Origin of the sequence: Vibrio sp. 2017_1457_13 (genome assembly GCF_030851525.1) — a bacterium.
GTDB lineage: Bacteria > Pseudomonadota > Gammaproteobacteria > Enterobacterales > Vibrionaceae > Vibrio > Vibrio metschnikovii.
This window is the reverse complement of the sequence record NZ_VHTA01000006.1, coordinates 171,493-186,256: the sequence shown is the minus strand read 5'-3', so window position 1 is coordinate 186,256 and position 14,764 is coordinate 171,493. Positions and strand designations below refer to the sequence as shown.

Annotated in this window: 16 protein-coding genes; 5 read left to right on the top strand and 11 right to left on the bottom strand. The window is 44.9% G+C overall.

Going from position 1 to position 14,764, the window contains the following annotated elements:
- Positions 1-50 precede the first annotated feature (50 nt).
- Together pgm and seqA are read right to left on the bottom strand one after the other, a co-directional pair.
- The gene (gene pgm, locus FKN88_RS10220; RefSeq protein ID WP_154170472.1) at positions 51-1,697 is read right to left on the bottom strand and encodes a phosphoglucomutase (alpha-D-glucose-1,6-bisphosphate-dependent); all 1,647 of its coding nucleotides are present in this window, start codon (positions 1,695-1,697) and stop codon (positions 51-53) included.
- A 107-nt stretch (positions 1,698-1,804) separates the two neighbouring features.
- Positions 1,805-2,341, bottom strand: a complete 537-nt coding sequence (seqA, locus tag FKN88_RS10215) for a replication initiation negative regulator SeqA (protein WP_004394790.1) — start codon at positions 2,339-2,341, stop codon at positions 1,805-1,807.
- A 92-nt stretch (positions 2,342-2,433) separates the two neighbouring features.
- Here seqA and FKN88_RS10210 point away from each other — a divergent pair, with 92 nt between their 5' ends.
- Positions 2,434-3,198, top strand: a complete 765-nt coding sequence (locus FKN88_RS10210; RefSeq protein WP_154170470.1) for an alpha/beta fold hydrolase — start codon at positions 2,434-2,436, stop codon at positions 3,196-3,198.
- A 114-nt stretch (positions 3,199-3,312) separates the two neighbouring features.
- On the top strand, positions 3,313-3,840 hold the full coding sequence (gene fldA, locus FKN88_RS10205; protein WP_004394788.1) for a flavodoxin FldA: 528 nt from the start codon (positions 3,313-3,315) through the stop codon (positions 3,838-3,840).
- Between the two features lie 66 nt (positions 3,841-3,906).
- On the opposite strand, the gene FKN88_RS10200 is transcribed toward fldA, so the two are convergent.
- Positions 3,907-4,602: an LrgB family protein gene (locus tag FKN88_RS10200; protein ID WP_154170468.1), complete on the bottom strand. Its 696-nt coding sequence runs from the start codon at positions 4,600-4,602 to the stop codon at positions 3,907-3,909.
- Complete coding sequence (locus tag FKN88_RS10195; RefSeq protein WP_154170466.1) at positions 4,602-5,012, bottom strand: CidA/LrgA family protein; 411 nt, start codon at positions 5,010-5,012, stop codon at positions 4,602-4,604. Before FKN88_RS10195 ends, FKN88_RS10200 begins: the two co-directional genes overlap by 1 nt.
- Positions 5,013-5,137: 125 nt before the next feature.
- Here FKN88_RS10195 and FKN88_RS10190 point away from each other — a divergent pair, with 125 nt between their 5' ends.
- The gene (locus tag FKN88_RS10190; protein ID WP_154170464.1) at positions 5,138-6,022 is read left to right on the top strand and encodes a LysR family transcriptional regulator; all 885 of its coding nucleotides are present in this window, start codon (positions 5,138-5,140) and stop codon (positions 6,020-6,022) included.
- Between the two features lie 6 nt (positions 6,023-6,028).
- Here FKN88_RS10190 and FKN88_RS10185 read toward each other — a convergent pair whose 3' ends face one another.
- Entirely contained in the window at positions 6,029-6,538 is a 510-nt protein-coding gene (locus FKN88_RS10185; RefSeq protein WP_040904148.1) for a DUF4442 domain-containing protein, read from the bottom strand.
- Between the two features lie 256 nt (positions 6,539-6,794).
- On the opposite strand from FKN88_RS10185, the gene fcrX reads away from it, so the two are divergent.
- A complete protein-coding gene (gene fcrX, locus FKN88_RS10180; protein WP_004394784.1) occupies positions 6,795-7,241 on the top strand; it encodes a ferric iron uptake transcriptional regulator FcrX in 447 nt (148 codons plus the stop codon).
- Positions 7,242-7,318: 77 nt separating this feature from the next.
- Here the strand turns inward: fcrX and FKN88_RS10175 are convergent, their stop codons facing one another.
- The 3 genes from FKN88_RS10175 to fabB form a co-directional block, all read right to left on the bottom strand.
- Entirely contained in the window at positions 7,319-8,332 is a 1,014-nt protein-coding gene (locus FKN88_RS10175; RefSeq protein WP_154170462.1) for an aspartate-semialdehyde dehydrogenase, read from the bottom strand.
- Complete coding sequence (locus FKN88_RS10170; protein ID WP_306687507.1) at positions 8,316-9,461, bottom strand: 4-phosphoerythronate dehydrogenase; 1,146 nt, start codon at positions 9,459-9,461, stop codon at positions 8,316-8,318. Before FKN88_RS10170 ends, FKN88_RS10175 begins: the two co-directional genes overlap by 17 nt.
- A 266-nt stretch (positions 9,462-9,727) precedes the next feature.
- On the bottom strand, positions 9,728-10,939 hold the full coding sequence (gene fabB / locus FKN88_RS10165) for a beta-ketoacyl-ACP synthase I (RefSeq protein WP_154170458.1): 1,212 nt from the start codon (positions 10,937-10,939) through the stop codon (positions 9,728-9,730).
- Between the two features lie 126 nt (positions 10,940-11,065).
- Between fabB and mnmC the strand changes: the two genes are divergently transcribed.
- Positions 11,066-13,090, top strand: a complete 2,025-nt coding sequence (gene mnmC / locus FKN88_RS10160; protein ID WP_187985170.1) for a bifunctional tRNA (5-methylaminomethyl-2-thiouridine)(34)-methyltransferase MnmD/FAD-dependent 5-carboxymethylaminomethyl-2-thiouridine(34) oxidoreductase MnmC — start codon at positions 11,066-11,068, stop codon at positions 13,088-13,090.
- 107 nt (positions 13,091-13,197) lie between these two features.
- Here mnmC and FKN88_RS10155 read toward each other — a convergent pair whose 3' ends face one another.
- The 3 genes from FKN88_RS10155 to FKN88_RS10145 form a co-directional block, all read right to left on the bottom strand.
- Positions 13,198-13,722: an NADPH-dependent FMN reductase gene (locus FKN88_RS10155; protein ID WP_004394779.1), complete on the bottom strand. Its 525-nt coding sequence runs from the start codon at positions 13,720-13,722 to the stop codon at positions 13,198-13,200.
- A gap of 118 nt (positions 13,723-13,840) precedes the next feature.
- Positions 13,841-14,098, bottom strand: coding sequence for a YfcL family protein (locus tag FKN88_RS10150; RefSeq protein ID WP_154170456.1), 258 nt, complete (start codon positions 14,096-14,098; stop codon positions 13,841-13,843).
- 10 nt (positions 14,099-14,108) lie between these two features.
- A complete protein-coding gene (locus tag FKN88_RS10145) occupies positions 14,109-14,639 on the bottom strand; it encodes an elongation factor P hydroxylase (protein ID WP_154170454.1) in 531 nt (176 codons plus the stop codon).
- Positions 14,640-14,764 lie beyond the last annotated feature (125 nt).

Here is a 14,764-nt window from a genome sequence, read left to right as displayed (position 1 = left end):
ATGAACGTTAATTCATGGCCTGTCTTAAGCTAAATTCGAGATGTGATTAATTATAATCCCGCATTTTTAAAGACTTGATTAACAATCTCTTGCGCTTCATGCTCGATCTGTTTTAAATGCTCTGCGCCTTTAAAACTCTCACAGTAGATTTTATAAATATCTTCTGTCCCTGATGGACGAGCCGCAAACCAACCGTAATCAGTTGTCACTTTTAAACCACCAATCGCAGCTCCATTACCTGGAGCATGAGTTAAACGGGCAGTGATCATATCTCCGGCTAAGGTTTGAGCGGTCACCATCTCGGCGGAAAGCTGACTCAAGATCGTTTTTTGAGGTCCATTGGCTACAGCTTGAATTCGGCTGTAGTGCGACTCACCATGTTTCGCTGCTAATTGATCATAATATTGCTGAGGGTTTTTACCCGTCACCGCGGTTATTTCGGCAGCGAGTAGACATAAAATAATCCCATCTTTATCGGTTGACCAAGCGGTGCCATCTTGACGTAAGAAAGAAGCACCAGCACTCTCTTCTCCACCAAAACCAAAACGACCGTTATACAAGCCATCAACAAACCATTTAAATCCGACTGGCACTTCACACAATTTGCGGCCTAAATCCGCAACGACTTTATCAATCATCGCACTAGAAACAAGGGTTTTGCCCACAGCAACATCAGATTGCCAAGCAGAGCGGTGACGGTAAAGATAGTCAATACAAACCGCCAGAAAATGGTTAGGGTTCATTAAACCTTGTGGAGTAACAATCCCATGACGATCATAATCAGGGTCATTACCAAACGCTAAATCGTATTGGTCTTTCAGTGCTAATAAACCAGCCATCGCATAGGGAGATGAGCAATCCATACGCACCACGCCATCTTTATCCAGTGACATAAATTGGAACGTAGGATCAATCGCTTCACTGACTAACGTTAAATCTAAATCGTAGGTTTGAGCAATTTGTCGCCAATAATCAATTCCGCTGCCACCTAATGGGTCGACACCTATCTTCAGTTTGGCTTTCTGAATCGCGGCCATATCGACAACATTCACTAAGTCGTCAACATAAGGTTTCACTAAATCAACCTGCTTCAATAAAGGTGACTGCTTCGCTTCAACAATAGCCACGCGTTTCACCCCGCGCAAACCATCGGCAATTAGCTGATTAGCTCGATTTTCAATCGCTTTGGTAAGCTCGCCTTCCGCGGGCCCACCATGAGTAGGATTGTATTTGATGCCGCCATCTTGAGGTGGGTTATGTGATGGGGTGATCACGATACCATCTGCTTTATCGGCATGTTGCAAGTTATAGGTCAAGATAGCATGAGAGATACCCGGCGTTGGCGTATAACCGTTATCCTGTTGAATAATGACTTCCACCTGATTGGCAATGAGCACTTCGAGCACACTGCTTAAGGCTGGTTCAGATAAAGCATGGGTATCTTTACCGACAAAAATAGGTCCGGTCGTACCCAGCTCTGTACGCAGATCAACGATCGCTTGCGCGATAGCTAAAATATGGTGTTCATTGAACGTGAATTTATCAGCCGACCCTCTATGGCCGGAAGTACCAAATTCAACCTTATGCTGCGGGTTATTCGCATCGGGTTGTAAAAGGTAGTAATGAGAAACTAAAGCCGGAATATTATGTAAATCTTGTTGCTGTGCTTTTTGTCCTGCACGAGGGTGCATAGCCATAATGACATCCTTTTAAAAATAATAATCAATAAAAAACCTCATAATACGCATTTTTACATGCCCAGTATGAGGTTCTAGTCAGACTTTTCGCTGCTGATCGTGCCACGTTAAATAGACAAGGTCACTTTTTCAATAATATCCGCAGGGAAATTCATTTTCAGCATCACTTGCTCAACCATTTGCTGTTTACGGCTGGTATTGTTGTTCGTGATAACCCATAACGGCGTATTTGGAATCGCTTTTGGTTTCGTCGTTTGCCCGTTCGCGAGCAACGTCGCTTCATTGTCGGCAAAATAAACTCGCTTGCGTCCCTTAACGATCATGGCATCTGAGAAGCTCGCCGGATCGATACGATAGAGTGTGGATAGGACTAACATAAAACGATCAACGGCTTTTTTCAGTGCAGAATATTCATCTGAAATCAGTAACTCGCGCATCGCCTTAACGCTATCAACTTTTGTCTCTTGAGCCGCATCTTTACTGACCACTAACCCTTTAGGAGCAGTGATAGCAGGCATCGCCGAAAAACGCTGACTATCAACCTTCAATAAGCGACGTAAAATATCGGAAGCGCTCTCACCAATATGTAGGGTTTGACTGGCAATATAACGGTATAGATCTTCATCAACCTCAATTGTTTTCATTCGCTTTTCACAATCTCTATGTTTAAACTCTGAGGGATTATAGCGAGATCTTTACCGATACTCTACGTTAAACCCATTACTAATAAGATAAAATGTCAGCACTGCTTAATTACAAACTAGAAGGTGAGGGTCACACCGTCGTTCTGATCCATGGTTTATTTGGTAATTTAGACAATTTAGGGCTACTCGCAAGAGATCTGAAACACGATCATCAAGTGCTGAGTATTGACCTACGTAACCATGGACAATCGTTTCACGCTTCAGAACATAACTACGCGTTAATGGCGCGCGATGTCGATCAACTGCTCACCGAGTTGGCTATCACTCAAGCGACAATCATTGGTCACTCCATGGGCGGTAAAGTAGCTATGAAATTAGCCGATCTTGCCCCCGATATCGTTCAACGGTTAATCGTGCTAGACATGGCCCCCGTTGCCTATAGCGTGCATCGTCATCAACAGGTGATTGATGGTCTCGATGCAGTGTTAGAACAAAAACCATCCTCTCGCAGTGAAGTGATGACCCTTTTAGCCCAGCATATCGATCAGGAAGGCGTTCGCCAATTTCTGGGGAAATCCTTGGTCAACCAAGATAGCGTCATGACTTGGCGATTTAATGTACCTGCAATTAAAGCCAACTACTGGAATATTCTTGGTTGGGAACCGATTGCCTGTAACTCAACCCCTACCTTATTTATTAAAGGGGCAGATTCAAACTATTTAATGGCAGAGCATCAACCCGCTATCCAGCAACAATTTAGCCATGCCAAAGCACATGTTATCGCCAATACTGGCCACTGGTTACATGCTGAAAAACCAGCAGAAGTACTCCGTGCGATTCGTAAGTTTATCGCCTAAAGCGCTTAATCCATAACAAGTTAAGGGAAATTTGAAAGTCAATAGGTGGATTAACTTTAACAAATAACAGTGGTATAGTTCGCGCAAGCAGATTGATTTAAAGGTAAAGACTCTATGGCAAGTGTAGGTATCTTTTTTGGTAGCGATACAGGTAACACCGAAGCTATTGCAAAAATGATTCAAAAACAACTCGGCAAACAACTGGTTCACGTACAAGATATCGCGAAAAGTAGTAAAGAAGATATTGATAACTTTGATCTTTTACTGCTTGGCATCCCCACTTGGTACTATGGTGAAGCACAGTGTGATTGGGATGATTTCTTCCCTGAATTAGAAGCCATTGATTTTTCGACGAAACTCGTGGCTATTTTTGGCTGTGGTGATCAAGAAGACTACGCAGAGTATTTCTGTGATGCTATGGGCACCGTTCGAGACATCATCCAAGCCAAAGGCGCAACGATTATTGGTCATTGGCCAACGGAAGGTTATGAATTTGAAGCGTCTAAAGCATTAGTCGATGATAATCATTTTGTTGGTCTATGCATTGATGAAGACCGTCAACCAGAGTTGACCGAGCAACGTGTGACCGCTTGGGTTCAGCAAGTATACGAAGAAATGTGCTTAGCTGAGCTAGAAGACTAAACCAGCAACCGCCCTCACTTGGGCGGTTTCTTTTAACACAAACTCTTTATGAATTATTGGATCTATTTACCACAATAGCTGGCCTAAAAAGGGCGCAATCAGTACCGTTACCATACCGGCTATCATCATGACGACACTCGATACCACCCCTTCTGCATTTCCCATTTGATACGCTTTCGCGGTGCCTGCACCATGGGCAGAAGCTCCTAAGCTCGCCCCACGCCCAAATCGAGAACGAATCGATAAGAAAGTTAATATACTTTCACCAACCGCCATTCCAATAACACCCGTGAGTACCACAAACAGGGCCGTTAAGTCACTTTCACCGCCAATGGCACGTGTTGCTTCCACCGCAAAAGGGGTCGTTATCGAGCGCATGGCTAAGCTACGCTGCAGTAACTCTGGTAATTCAAACCAGCGTGCCAGCAAGACGGTACTGCTCACAGCCACAATCACTGAAACCACCACACCAACCGATAATGACAACCAATGACGACGAATTAAAAGCCGATTATCGTACACAGGAATCGCAAAGGCGACGGTGGCAGGCCCAAGTAACCATAATAGCCAGCGAGACTCTTCCATATACGATGGATAAGGAATATCCATACCAATAACAATCAGCACCAACAGTAATGGGGCCAGCAATAAAGGCATCAAAAAAATTGTTCGTTTGCGCTGATAGAGCATTTTACAGACGTAATAGAGTACTAAAGTCAGTACCAAACACGTCATGCCGAGTAATGAGACCGAGTGCAACATTATAAGGCTCCCGATAACTTATTACTTTTTCGGCGCGCTAATGTAAGCTCCAAGCGGTATAATTTATCCACGACCCACGCAGTCACCGCTATCACTAAAACCGTACTCAGCACTAATACTAAGATAATTCGTCCGCCCTGTTCACGCACCAGCGGCTGATAATTGACCACGGCAACGACCGCCGGAACAAAAAACAGTAACATTTCTGCTAAAAGCCAAGCCGCACCTCGTCGCAGCCATTCAACATTAACAATCTTACTGAATACCAACGTCAGCAATAACAGCATACCAGTAAGATTGGCAGGGATAGGCAAGTGTAAGTAATTAACCAAACGATCGGCGATTACCCATATCAAACCTAACGCAACAATTTGCCCAATGGTCAGCAAAACAGTTTCAATCTTCCTCATGGCATCATTCGCTCATTGTGTGAAATTAATCACAGTATAGAGAGCATTAAAATTTCATAAAATGAATTTTTATTATAAAAATTATGCCAATATGGAATCAATCGAACACAGAGAACCGCTTTCTTATGGATATTAAAGCCCTACGCTATTTTGTTGAACTCATCAATCAACAGAGCTTTACCCGTGCCTCGGAGAAACTTTTTGTTACCCAACCGACGATCAGTAAAATGATCCGTAGCCTTGAACAAGAAATTGGTCAGCCATTACTCCATCGTCAAGGCCATCGATTTTGGCTAACCGATGCAGGACACATTGTGTATTTACGTGCACAAGAGATTTTGACTCACTTTACTCAGCTAGAAGCTGAACTGATCGATCTTAACCAGCTCCAAGGAGGGCAACTGCGTCTAGGTATTCCTCCTATGGTGGGGCATCTTTATGCTGGCTTGATCAGACAATATCGACAAACCTACCCAGCCGTAGAAATGACGATCGTCGAGTATGGCGGGAGAAAAATAGAACAAGCGGTACTTGATGGAGAATTGGATGTTGCCATTACGATGCTATCGCGCCACGCAGAGCAACATCTCAGCACTTTAGTATTAGACAGTTACCCAATTTATGCTGTATTACCGCAAACCATGCCTTGGACTGCCATGACAACGATTGATTGGCCATCACTCAAAGAAGCGCCTTTTTATCTTTACACTGAAGAGTTTACTCTTAGTGACTATGTCCATCAGCAATGTCTAGCACATGGATTTACCCCACAAATTGCGGCGCGAAGTAGTCAATGGGATTTTCTCGTTGCGCTTGTAAAAAGTGGCATCGGAGTCGCCTTTTTACCCGAGCCACTCTGCTTAAGAATCCAAAATGAAGGCGTTTTAATTAAGCCGCTCAATCCCAGTATTGATTGGACATTAAGTGTTATTTGGCATAGTGAACGTTACGTCTCTCGCACTGCAGAAGCTTGGATACAACTTTGTCATACTCATCCATCGTCTCGCTGAACACCATTATGCAGCGTTATCGGTTTGATAATCACTCTCTTGACGATACTTAGGCTTTTTACGAACATACAACTTACGATGCACTTCAGAAACCACATCACCCTGTTTGTCTTTGACGTGAATAATAAATTCAGGAAAGCATTTATCGCCATTTGCCGTCGCCACTAATATCGCATCCAGTTGAGCTTGAGAAATCAAAAACTCAGCATACAAATCACTGTGTCCCGGCTTAATGAAATTAATGCTCGCCTCTTTATCCCAAACATAATACTGGCGACCTAAAATCCCCATCAGCATTAATGAATATACGGGGTCCGTTAAAGAGAAGATGCTGCCACCATATTGGGAACGATTGGCATTTTTATTCCACCAACGAAGCTTTAAACGCAATCTAGCTTCACGAAAGTCTTCGCTGATTGACTCGATTTTTATCCCAGATCCCCAAAAAGGTGGCCAACTATTTAATGCCCACTTCACAATATTAGGTTTATACAACTTCTCAAGTGTTTTATTCATGCTATCCGTGCCTTAGACTCTATCTCATCTTCACTGATCGTGATGCTCAATGAGCACCTCACTCAGCGAAGCTACACACAAGTTAATGTTGCATAATTGTAACTGGTCAGATCAGATTTCTCCGTGATGAAACTCGATTTTGTAGTAATTACAGTAACCCTTTGAAGTTCGTGGTTTATTGTTTTAATCGAGTGGCCTATAATGTGGAACAACATTGACCTCTGTTTACGACTGCAGATCATCAACGGGAAAGTATATGTCAGACAATAACCAAGCGCTAAAGGATGCAGGTCTTAAAGTAACCCTTCCACGGCTAAAGATTTTAGAAGTATTGCAGCAGCCTGAGTGCCAACATATTAGTGCTGAGGAGCTGTACAAAAAGCTGATTGATCTCGGTGAAGAGATCGGCCTTGCGACCGTTTATCGCGTGTTAAACCAATTTGATGACGCTGGTATCGTGACTCGTCATCATTTTGAAGGTGGAAAATCAGTTTTCGAACTCTCAACCCAACACCATCATGACCATCTCGTCTGTCTTGATTGTGGCGAAGTGATTGAGTTTTCTGACGAGGTAATCGAACAGCGTCAAAAAGAGATCGCTGCGCGTTACAATGTTCAGCTAACTAATCACAGTTTATATCTTTATGGCAAATGTGCTGATGGCGGTTGCAAGAACAACCCTTCCGCGCATAAAGCTCGATAAGATAACCAAAAAAACCACCGCAAGGTGGTTTTTTGTTCACTCAATATCGACGAGGGTATCGATAACGCCGCGACTATTTACAGATAATCTCGGATCAACACTTCCGCAATCTGTACCGCGTTGGTTGCTGCCCCTTTACGAACATTGTCTGCCACCACCCACAAATTAATCCCGCTATGATGGCTAATATCATTACGGATGCGTCCAACCAACACCGTATCTTTACCACCGGAATCACGCACTTGAGTCGGGTAGTCTTGCCCTTGGAAAACTTCAATCCCTGCCGTTTGTTCCAATAGGCTGATGACTTGCTCAGCATCAATTGGGCTACGAGTCTCAATATGCAATGCTTCGGCATGACCATAAAATACCGGGACGCGAACACAGGTTGGATTAACCATGATCGAAGGATCATTGAAGATTTTTTGGGTTTCCCATACCATCTTCATCTCTTCTTTCGTATAACCATTATCCATAAACTGATCGATTTGCGGGATACAGTTAAAGGCAATTTGCTGACTAAAAGCATGCGTCTCAGCTGGAATGCCACTCAGTAGTTTTGCCGTTTGTCCTGCTAGCTCATCAATTCCTGCTTTACCGGCTCCAGATACAGACTGGTAAGTCGTGACATTAATTCGCTCGATCCCTACCGCATCATAAATGGGTTTTAACGCCACCAACATTTGAATGGTGGAACAATTTGGGTTAGCAATAATGTTGCGGTTACGAAACTCGGCAATCGCCTGTGGATTGACTTCTGGAACCACTAAAGGGATATCGTAGTCATAACGAAAATGAGAGGTGTTATCTATAACGATTACGCCCGCCTCGGCAGCGATCGGTGCCCAGTGAGCAGAAAGCTCACCACCTGCCGAAAAAAGCGCAATATGCACCGAGGACCAATCAAACTCTTCAACATTTTGTACTCGTACGGTTTTTCCATTAAAGCGATAGGTTTTCCCTTCACTACGTTCACTCGCGAGTAGAAAAAGTTCACCAACAGGAAATTTACGCTCTTGCAATACTTCCAGCATGGTTTCACCGACCGCACCCGTTGCACCGAAAATCGCAACATTAAATTCTTGGCTCATTTGTAACCTCTATTGTAAATCCGAGTTGCGCTAGCGGTTCTAATTGACACGATGCCTCACCTACTAGCTTAATTGCGCTATATTCACGCCTATCCCAATACTGTTTGCGCATTTTATCAAACGCGTCAGGTTGATGTATTTGACGGCGAAACAGAGCATCGTCTCGTCGAACATCATAAATAAGTTGCGTTAAGTTGAGCAACGTTGCTTCATCCCAAGCTCGATTCAGCACCACTTCAGGTACAGGAGCCGTCGGCAGTAAACTGGATGGATTAGCCCAATGCGCTTGGCCTAAAAACTCACAGTATTGGTTAAACACCATGGTGGTGCCGCGCGCTTTCCCTTCCAAACCATAACCAGCAATATGAGGCGTCGCAAACGCTAACAACGGCAGGAGATCTAAATCCACCTGCGGTTCAAATTCGAACACGTCTAAGGCTGCAGTAAAGCCATCGCCTTGTTGTAAACGAGCTTTTAATGCGTCATTGTCGACCACTGGACCTCGCGCAGCATTAATCAAAATTTGATCGCCTCGTAAACCAGCCAACACCTGCTCATTAATTAAATGGTGAGTAGGCCACTCACCTTGCTGAGTGATCGGCGTATGCAAGGTAATCACATCCGCTTCAGTTAATAGTTGCTCCAGTGGTGTAAATGCTCGCGTATCCCCTTGTGCTTGCTTGGGAGGATCATTGATCAAAACGTTGAGTCCTAACCCAGTCAAACAATGGGCTAAGTAGCTACCGACTTGGCCTGCACCAATAATACCAATCGTTTTATCAAAAATAGAGAAACCTTGCTGCTGAGAAAGTACCATTAAGACACTAAACACATACTCTGCAACGCCGACTTTATTACAGCCTGGTGCGGCGGTAAAAAATATCCCTCGCTCAGCCAATAGCGCTTGATCAACGTGATCCATCCCAGCCGTTGCCGTACCGACAAAAGCCAATCGATTCGCTTTACTTAATAGAGCTGCATCTACTTTTGTCACCGAACGAATCATTAACGCATCAATGTCGATCAAATCGTCAGCGGTTAATGTGCGACCTGGTTTAAGAATTACCTCACCGAGCTGACTAAACAGCTGCTCAGCGTAAGGCATATTTTCGTCGATCAAGATTTTCATAGCCGAATTCACACTATTGGGTTGTCTTTAGGATCATGATAGGCCAAAAACCATGGGGTCTTATTTGCCAACACGTGATGGGTATTTTGTTGGGCATTGTGCAGAAAAGCATTCTGTGTGTCGAGCATAAAAATACCCGGAGCCAAAGGCTACCGGGCAAATACCCAGAACAAAAGGATCTCGTCCTGCTCTCAATAGGACAGAGTCTGCGTCTGTGTGATCGGCTACGCCGATCGGCTCTGGAAACGGTTCACCTCAAATGGTGATTATGCTTGGTACTTTTTGATCACCAATGTGGCGTTGGTACCACCAAAGCCAAAACTGTTTGACATAACGCTATTGAGCTCTTGTTCACGTGGTTGCGTGACAATATCTAGCCCCTCTGCAGCCGGATCCAGAGTATCAATATTAATACTCGGTGCGATAAAATTATGATGCAGCATCAAGGTCGAATAAATCGCTTCATGAACCCCTGCTGCGCCTAATGCGTGACCAGTCATGGCTTTAGTCGCAGAAATAGCAGGGCTATTACCGCCAAAAATTTCTTGAATCGCGCCCAGTTCTTTTACATCACCGACTGGTGTTGACGTACCATGGGTGTTGACATAATCAACACTATCGACATTTTGCATCGCCATTCGCATACAACGAGCCGCACCCTCACCAGATGGCGCAACCATATCGTAACCGTCTGAGGTAGCACCATAGCCAACAATCTCACCATAAATTTTTGCACCGCGTGCCAAAGCATGCTCTAACTCTTCAATCACCAGCATGCCGCCGCCGCCTGAAATCACAAAACCATCGCGATCAGCGTCATAGGTGCGAGACGCTTTCTCTGGTGTGTCATTGTATTTGGTGGATAACGCGCCCATGGCATCAAACATCATCGTCAATGTCCAATCCAGTTCTTCACCGCCACCAGCAAAAACAATGTCTTGTTTGCCGAGTTGAATCAGCTCCATCGCGTTACCAATACAGTGTGCTGAAGTCGCACAGGCTGAGCTAATCGAATAGTTAACGCCACGAATTTTAAACGGTGTTGCCAAACAAGCCGACACCGTGGAAGACATGGTACGAGGCACCATATACGGCCCAATACGCTTAACGCCTTTCTCACGTAGCGTATCCACGGCAATGGATTGGTTAAGTGAAGATGCACCGCCAGACCCCGCAATGATGCCGGTACGGTCATTCGACACTTGCTCAGGCGTCAATCCAGCATCAGCAATCGCTTGCTCCATAGAAAGATAAGCATAAGCCGCCGCATCGCCCATAAAACGCATCTGTTTGCGATCAATATGCTCAGCAGGGTTTATCTTTAAATCACCCCAAACTTGTGAACGTAGCCCCTGCTCTTTAAATTGCTCGGAAGCAGTGATGCCTGATTTGCCGGCTTTAAGAGACGCTAAAACTTCTTGGACGTTGTTACCGATACTGGAAATAATTCCCATCCCGGTGATGACGACTCGTTTCATGTGACATTCCTATAATTCAAAATTCCGCTAAATGATAACCAAGATAAGTAACAGAAGTGGTCAGCTTTCCTATAAATCCGTACAATCTTGCTCTATAAATGCCTTATTTGCTAGAAATCATCGCTTATGACTTCCATTACTCACGCACAATTGGCGTGGAATGACGCCGGAACGCCGGTCTCAGACCAATTTGACGACGTCTATTTTTCCAATGCCAATGGCTTAGAAGAGACACGCTACGTCTTTCTCAATCAGAATCATCTCCCACAAAGATGGCGAGAATATGACCAACGCCATTTTGTGATTGCTGAAACGGGTTTTGGCACTGGACTCAATTTTCTCGCTACGTGGCAATGTTTTGACCAGTTTCGCCACCAAAATCCTGATGCAACCATTAAGACCTTGCACTTTATCAGCTTTGAAAAATATCCGCTCAATAAAAGCGATCTGATCAAAGCACATCAAGCTTGGCCAGAGCTCGCTCACTACGCCGAGCAGTTGCATCAAGCCTATCCTTTGGCACTACCTGAATGCCATCGAATTATTTTGGCGGATGGGGCGATTATTTTAGACTTGTGGTTTGGCGATATCAAAACCAGCTTACCTCAAGTAGCCGTTTCCGAACGTGGCTTGGTTGATGCGTGGTTTCTCGATGGCTTCGCGCCCAGTAAAAACCCAGACATGTGGAGCCAAGCTTTATTTGATGGCATGAGCCAATTGGCTAAAGAAAATTGTACCTGCGCTACCTTTACCGCCGCAGGATTCGTTCGCCGAGGGCTCAGTCAAGCTGGCTTTACGATGAAGAAGGTCAAAGGGTTTGGCACCAAGCGAGAAATGCTCGCCGGAAGGATTGAGCATAAAAAACCATACCGCAATATTAAACCTTATTATCAGATTGAAGCGACAGAATCTGTCCACGATGTGGCGATCATCGGCGGTGGTATTGCCAGCGCCGCGCTCGCCCATGCCTTAACTCAACGCGGCATTTCTGTGACCTTATATTGCGCCGATAAAGCGCCCGCGCAGGGGGCTTCTGGCAATCGACAGGGAGCCATTTATCCGCTATTAAATGGTCAACATAGCAATGTGTCCCGCGTCTTTGCGCCAGCGTTTCTGTTTACTCGTCAATTTGTGCAACGTCTCGCTCAGCAAATTGATTTTGAATACGATTGGTGTGGCGTGACTCAATTAATGTGGGATGAAAAATCCACCGATAAATTAACGCGTCTTACCCAAGGTGAATTCCCAAACGAACTCGTGCATTATCTGACTGCAGAGCAAACCAGTCAGCACATTGGCCTTGCGGTGGATATGCCGAGTATCCATTATCCACTGGGTGGATGGTTATGCCCAGTAGAGCTCACTCAAGCACTGTTAGACGATTTAGTCAGCAAAGGATCCGTTACCGCCCATTATCAACAAGCGATTGACTCGTTAGCGTGGCAAGCCGAAACGAGGACGTGGCAATTGAATGCTCAAAGTCAGCCGTTTCAGCATCAATGTGTGGTGATCGCTAATGGCCATCAATTTGATGCCTTTGCTCAAACTGAGCATTTACCACTAGGCAAAGTCAAAGGCCAAGTCAGTCATGCGCCAACCAATCACACTTTACAAGCGCTGCGTTCAGTACTGTGCTATGACGGCTACATGACCCCAAGCAGCCCGCGTCATGGCACCCATTGTATTGGAGCCAGTTACGATAGACAGCATCTTGACCAAGCCTTCGATGCCAAAGCACAGCAAGAAAATAGCGCGCGTTTAACCCGTTGCCTAGCGAATCAAACTTGGCCGATGGCAGTGGACACATCAGACAACCAATCACGTCAAGGGGTTCGCTGTGTCAGTCGCGATCATTTGCCTTTTGTGGGTAATGTCGGACAACGTGATGCAATCATTGATCAATACGCTGATTTGCCACAAAAAAGAGAGCATCAAATCCCAACTATTAGCCAATACCCTCAGTTGTACGCTTTACTGGGTTTAGGTTCCCGTGGTTTGAGTTCTGCACCACTGATGGCCGAAGTCTTGGCCGCGCAGATCTGCGGTGAACCACTGCCTTTGCCTGTCGATGTGCTAGCCTCACTGCATCCAAGCCGGATGTGGGTACGAAAATTAAAGAAAGGTAAGGCAATCACAGAAAAAGGGGCTTAACTTTATACGCTGCGGTTTCAGCGCCTGAAGCCGATTTTTGCACCCTTAAAATCATGAAGCCTCGCTTATCCAGCGAGGCTTCATGATTACAATGGAGAATAAAAAACTTAACCGAGCAACGCTACTGTAGCTTTAATTTTTTCGGCAATCTCTGAGTTGGTCACTTCACCGGCCGCTAAGTCGAAATTATCATAAAAGCTAGGGACAGAAAGCGAACCTTTAACATTACCACCGAAAAATGGCGCTGAGGCAACGGCGGCAGCTAACACCGACTGAGCACCACCGGGGCCTGGTGACGTAGCAAGATACACCGCTGGCTTACCTTTAAACAGCTCACGATCAATACGAGTCGTCCAGTCGAACAAATTTTTATAAGCGGCAGGATAATGTCCATTATGCTCGGCAAAAGAAATCACAAAAGCATCGGCTTGTGCTAAATCACGTAAAAAGGCTTGTGCCCCTTCCGCTTGCCCTAGCTCTTTCTCTCGATCTTCGCTAAACATCGGTACAGAATAATCATTAATATTCAATACCGTAACTTGCGCCCCCTCAATTTGCTTTGCCGCGTAGGTGGCTAACGCTTGGTTGATGGATTGAGAGCTGGTACTTGCGCCAAATGCGATAACTTTCATAGGATAACCTCATTGTTTATATAATAAACACAGAGTAAACATTGGTCATTGTTATCGCAACTACAAAAATTATACGATGATATTCAAATTTTCCGAATAAGAACTGTCATCAAGAATATCAAGCGCTCAATTCACGCCATAACGCATAAACGATCGCCCGGTCAGCAGGCGTCAGCTCCGAACGTGCTTCTTCAAGGCTTTGCTCGATAAGAGCTTTTAAGTGCTCAATATCATCAATACCTTGCTCTTCACAAACCGCGGCCGATAAAGAAATATGCCCGCGTAAATAACCACCAGCAAATAACTCATCATCAGACGCCGACTCAATACGGGCATCAATTCGGTCCAATAATTTTTCTTCAAATTCAATAATCATCGTCTTCTCATTATTTCACTATAAATTGATCGGCACTCAACGGCGGAGTGTGATAAAACGCCCGTAAAGCCTGTGATAATCGCGCCACTCGAGGCGGTAAACCGGTTTTTAGTATCCCCAACACCTGTTGATGAACCTTGTGCATAAACGCCAACCTATCAGGCTCATGATCACCATGCAGATTGTCACAACTGACGCTAAAGGGAAATCCAGCACTTTGCGCTAAAATCCACTCATAAGCCTGTGGCTTTACTTCTACCCGCTCAAACTCCGCTTGCACTTGTGCTGAACGACCATCCGGCTCATACCAATAGCCAAAATCTTCTAGTAAGCGGCGCTCAGGCCCAGCAACGCACCAATGAGCGATCTCGTGCAGTGCCGACGCATAAAACCCGCGCGCAAAAATGATCCGATGATATGGCGTCTGTTCATCGGCGGGTAAATATACTGGCTCATCACCACCTAGCTCAAGTTGAGTCTGGTAGTCGGCAAAAAAAGTTTGATTAAAAATAGCGATTAAATCTTGATACTGATGCGTCATCAACAGCTACTCTCGTCGGCTTAATGGGCTGCATTCTCGCGATTTTTCTCTTTAGGGTAAAGCATTCAAACAAAATTATTAGATTAAGTAATCTGGCTGCCCTTTTCACCCTATAAAAACTCATT

Bases quoted from the DNA above. Each gene is read 5' to 3' on its own strand.
- FKN88_RS10210 (WP_154170470.1), top strand. From the start codon at position 2,434: ATGTCAGCACTGCTTAATTACAAACTAGAAGGTGAGGGTCACACCGTC.
- FKN88_RS10175 (WP_154170462.1), bottom strand. From the start codon at position 8,332: ATGAGCCAAGAATTTAATGTTGCGATTTTCGGTGCAACGGGTGCGGTC.
- fcrX (WP_004394784.1), top strand. From the start codon at position 6,795: ATGTCAGACAATAACCAAGCGCTAAAGGATGCAGGTCTTAAAGTAACC.
- FKN88_RS10145 (WP_154170454.1), bottom strand. From the start codon at position 14,639: ATGACGCATCAGTATCAAGATTTAATCGCTATTTTTAATCAAACTTTT.
- FKN88_RS10170 (WP_306687507.1), bottom strand. From the start codon at position 9,461: ATGAAAATCTTGATCGACGAAAATATGCCTTACGCTGAGCAGCTGTTT.
- FKN88_RS10150 (WP_154170456.1), bottom strand. From the start codon at position 14,098: ATGATTATTGAATTTGAAGAAAAATTATTGGACCGAATTGATGCCCGT.
- FKN88_RS10195 (WP_154170466.1), bottom strand. From the start codon at position 5,012: ATGAGGAAGATTGAAACTGTTTTGCTGACCATTGGGCAAATTGTTGCG.
- FKN88_RS10155 (WP_004394779.1), bottom strand. From the start codon at position 13,722: ATGAAAGTTATCGCATTTGGCGCAAGTACCAGCTCTCAATCCATCAAC.
- FKN88_RS10200 (WP_154170468.1), bottom strand. From the start codon at position 4,602: ATGTTGCACTCGGTCTCATTACTCGGCATGACGTGTTTGGTACTGACT.
- FKN88_RS10190 (WP_154170464.1), top strand. From the start codon at position 5,138: ATGGATATTAAAGCCCTACGCTATTTTGTTGAACTCATCAATCAACAG.
- fabB (WP_154170458.1), bottom strand. From the start codon at position 10,939: ATGAAACGAGTCGTCATCACCGGGATGGGAATTATTTCCAGTATCGGT.
- pgm (WP_154170472.1), bottom strand. From the start codon at position 1,697: ATGGCTATGCACCCTCGTGCAGGACAAAAAGCACAGCAACAAGATTTA.
- fldA (WP_004394788.1), top strand. From the start codon at position 3,313: ATGGCAAGTGTAGGTATCTTTTTTGGTAGCGATACAGGTAACACCGAA.
- mnmC (WP_187985170.1), top strand. From the start codon at position 11,066: ATGACTTCCATTACTCACGCACAATTGGCGTGGAATGACGCCGGAACG.
- FKN88_RS10185 (WP_040904148.1), bottom strand. From the start codon at position 6,538: ATGAATAAAACACTTGAGAAGTTGTATAAACCTAATATTGTGAAGTGG.
- seqA (WP_004394790.1), bottom strand. From the start codon at position 2,341: ATGAAAACAATTGAGGTTGATGAAGATCTATACCGTTATATTGCCAGT.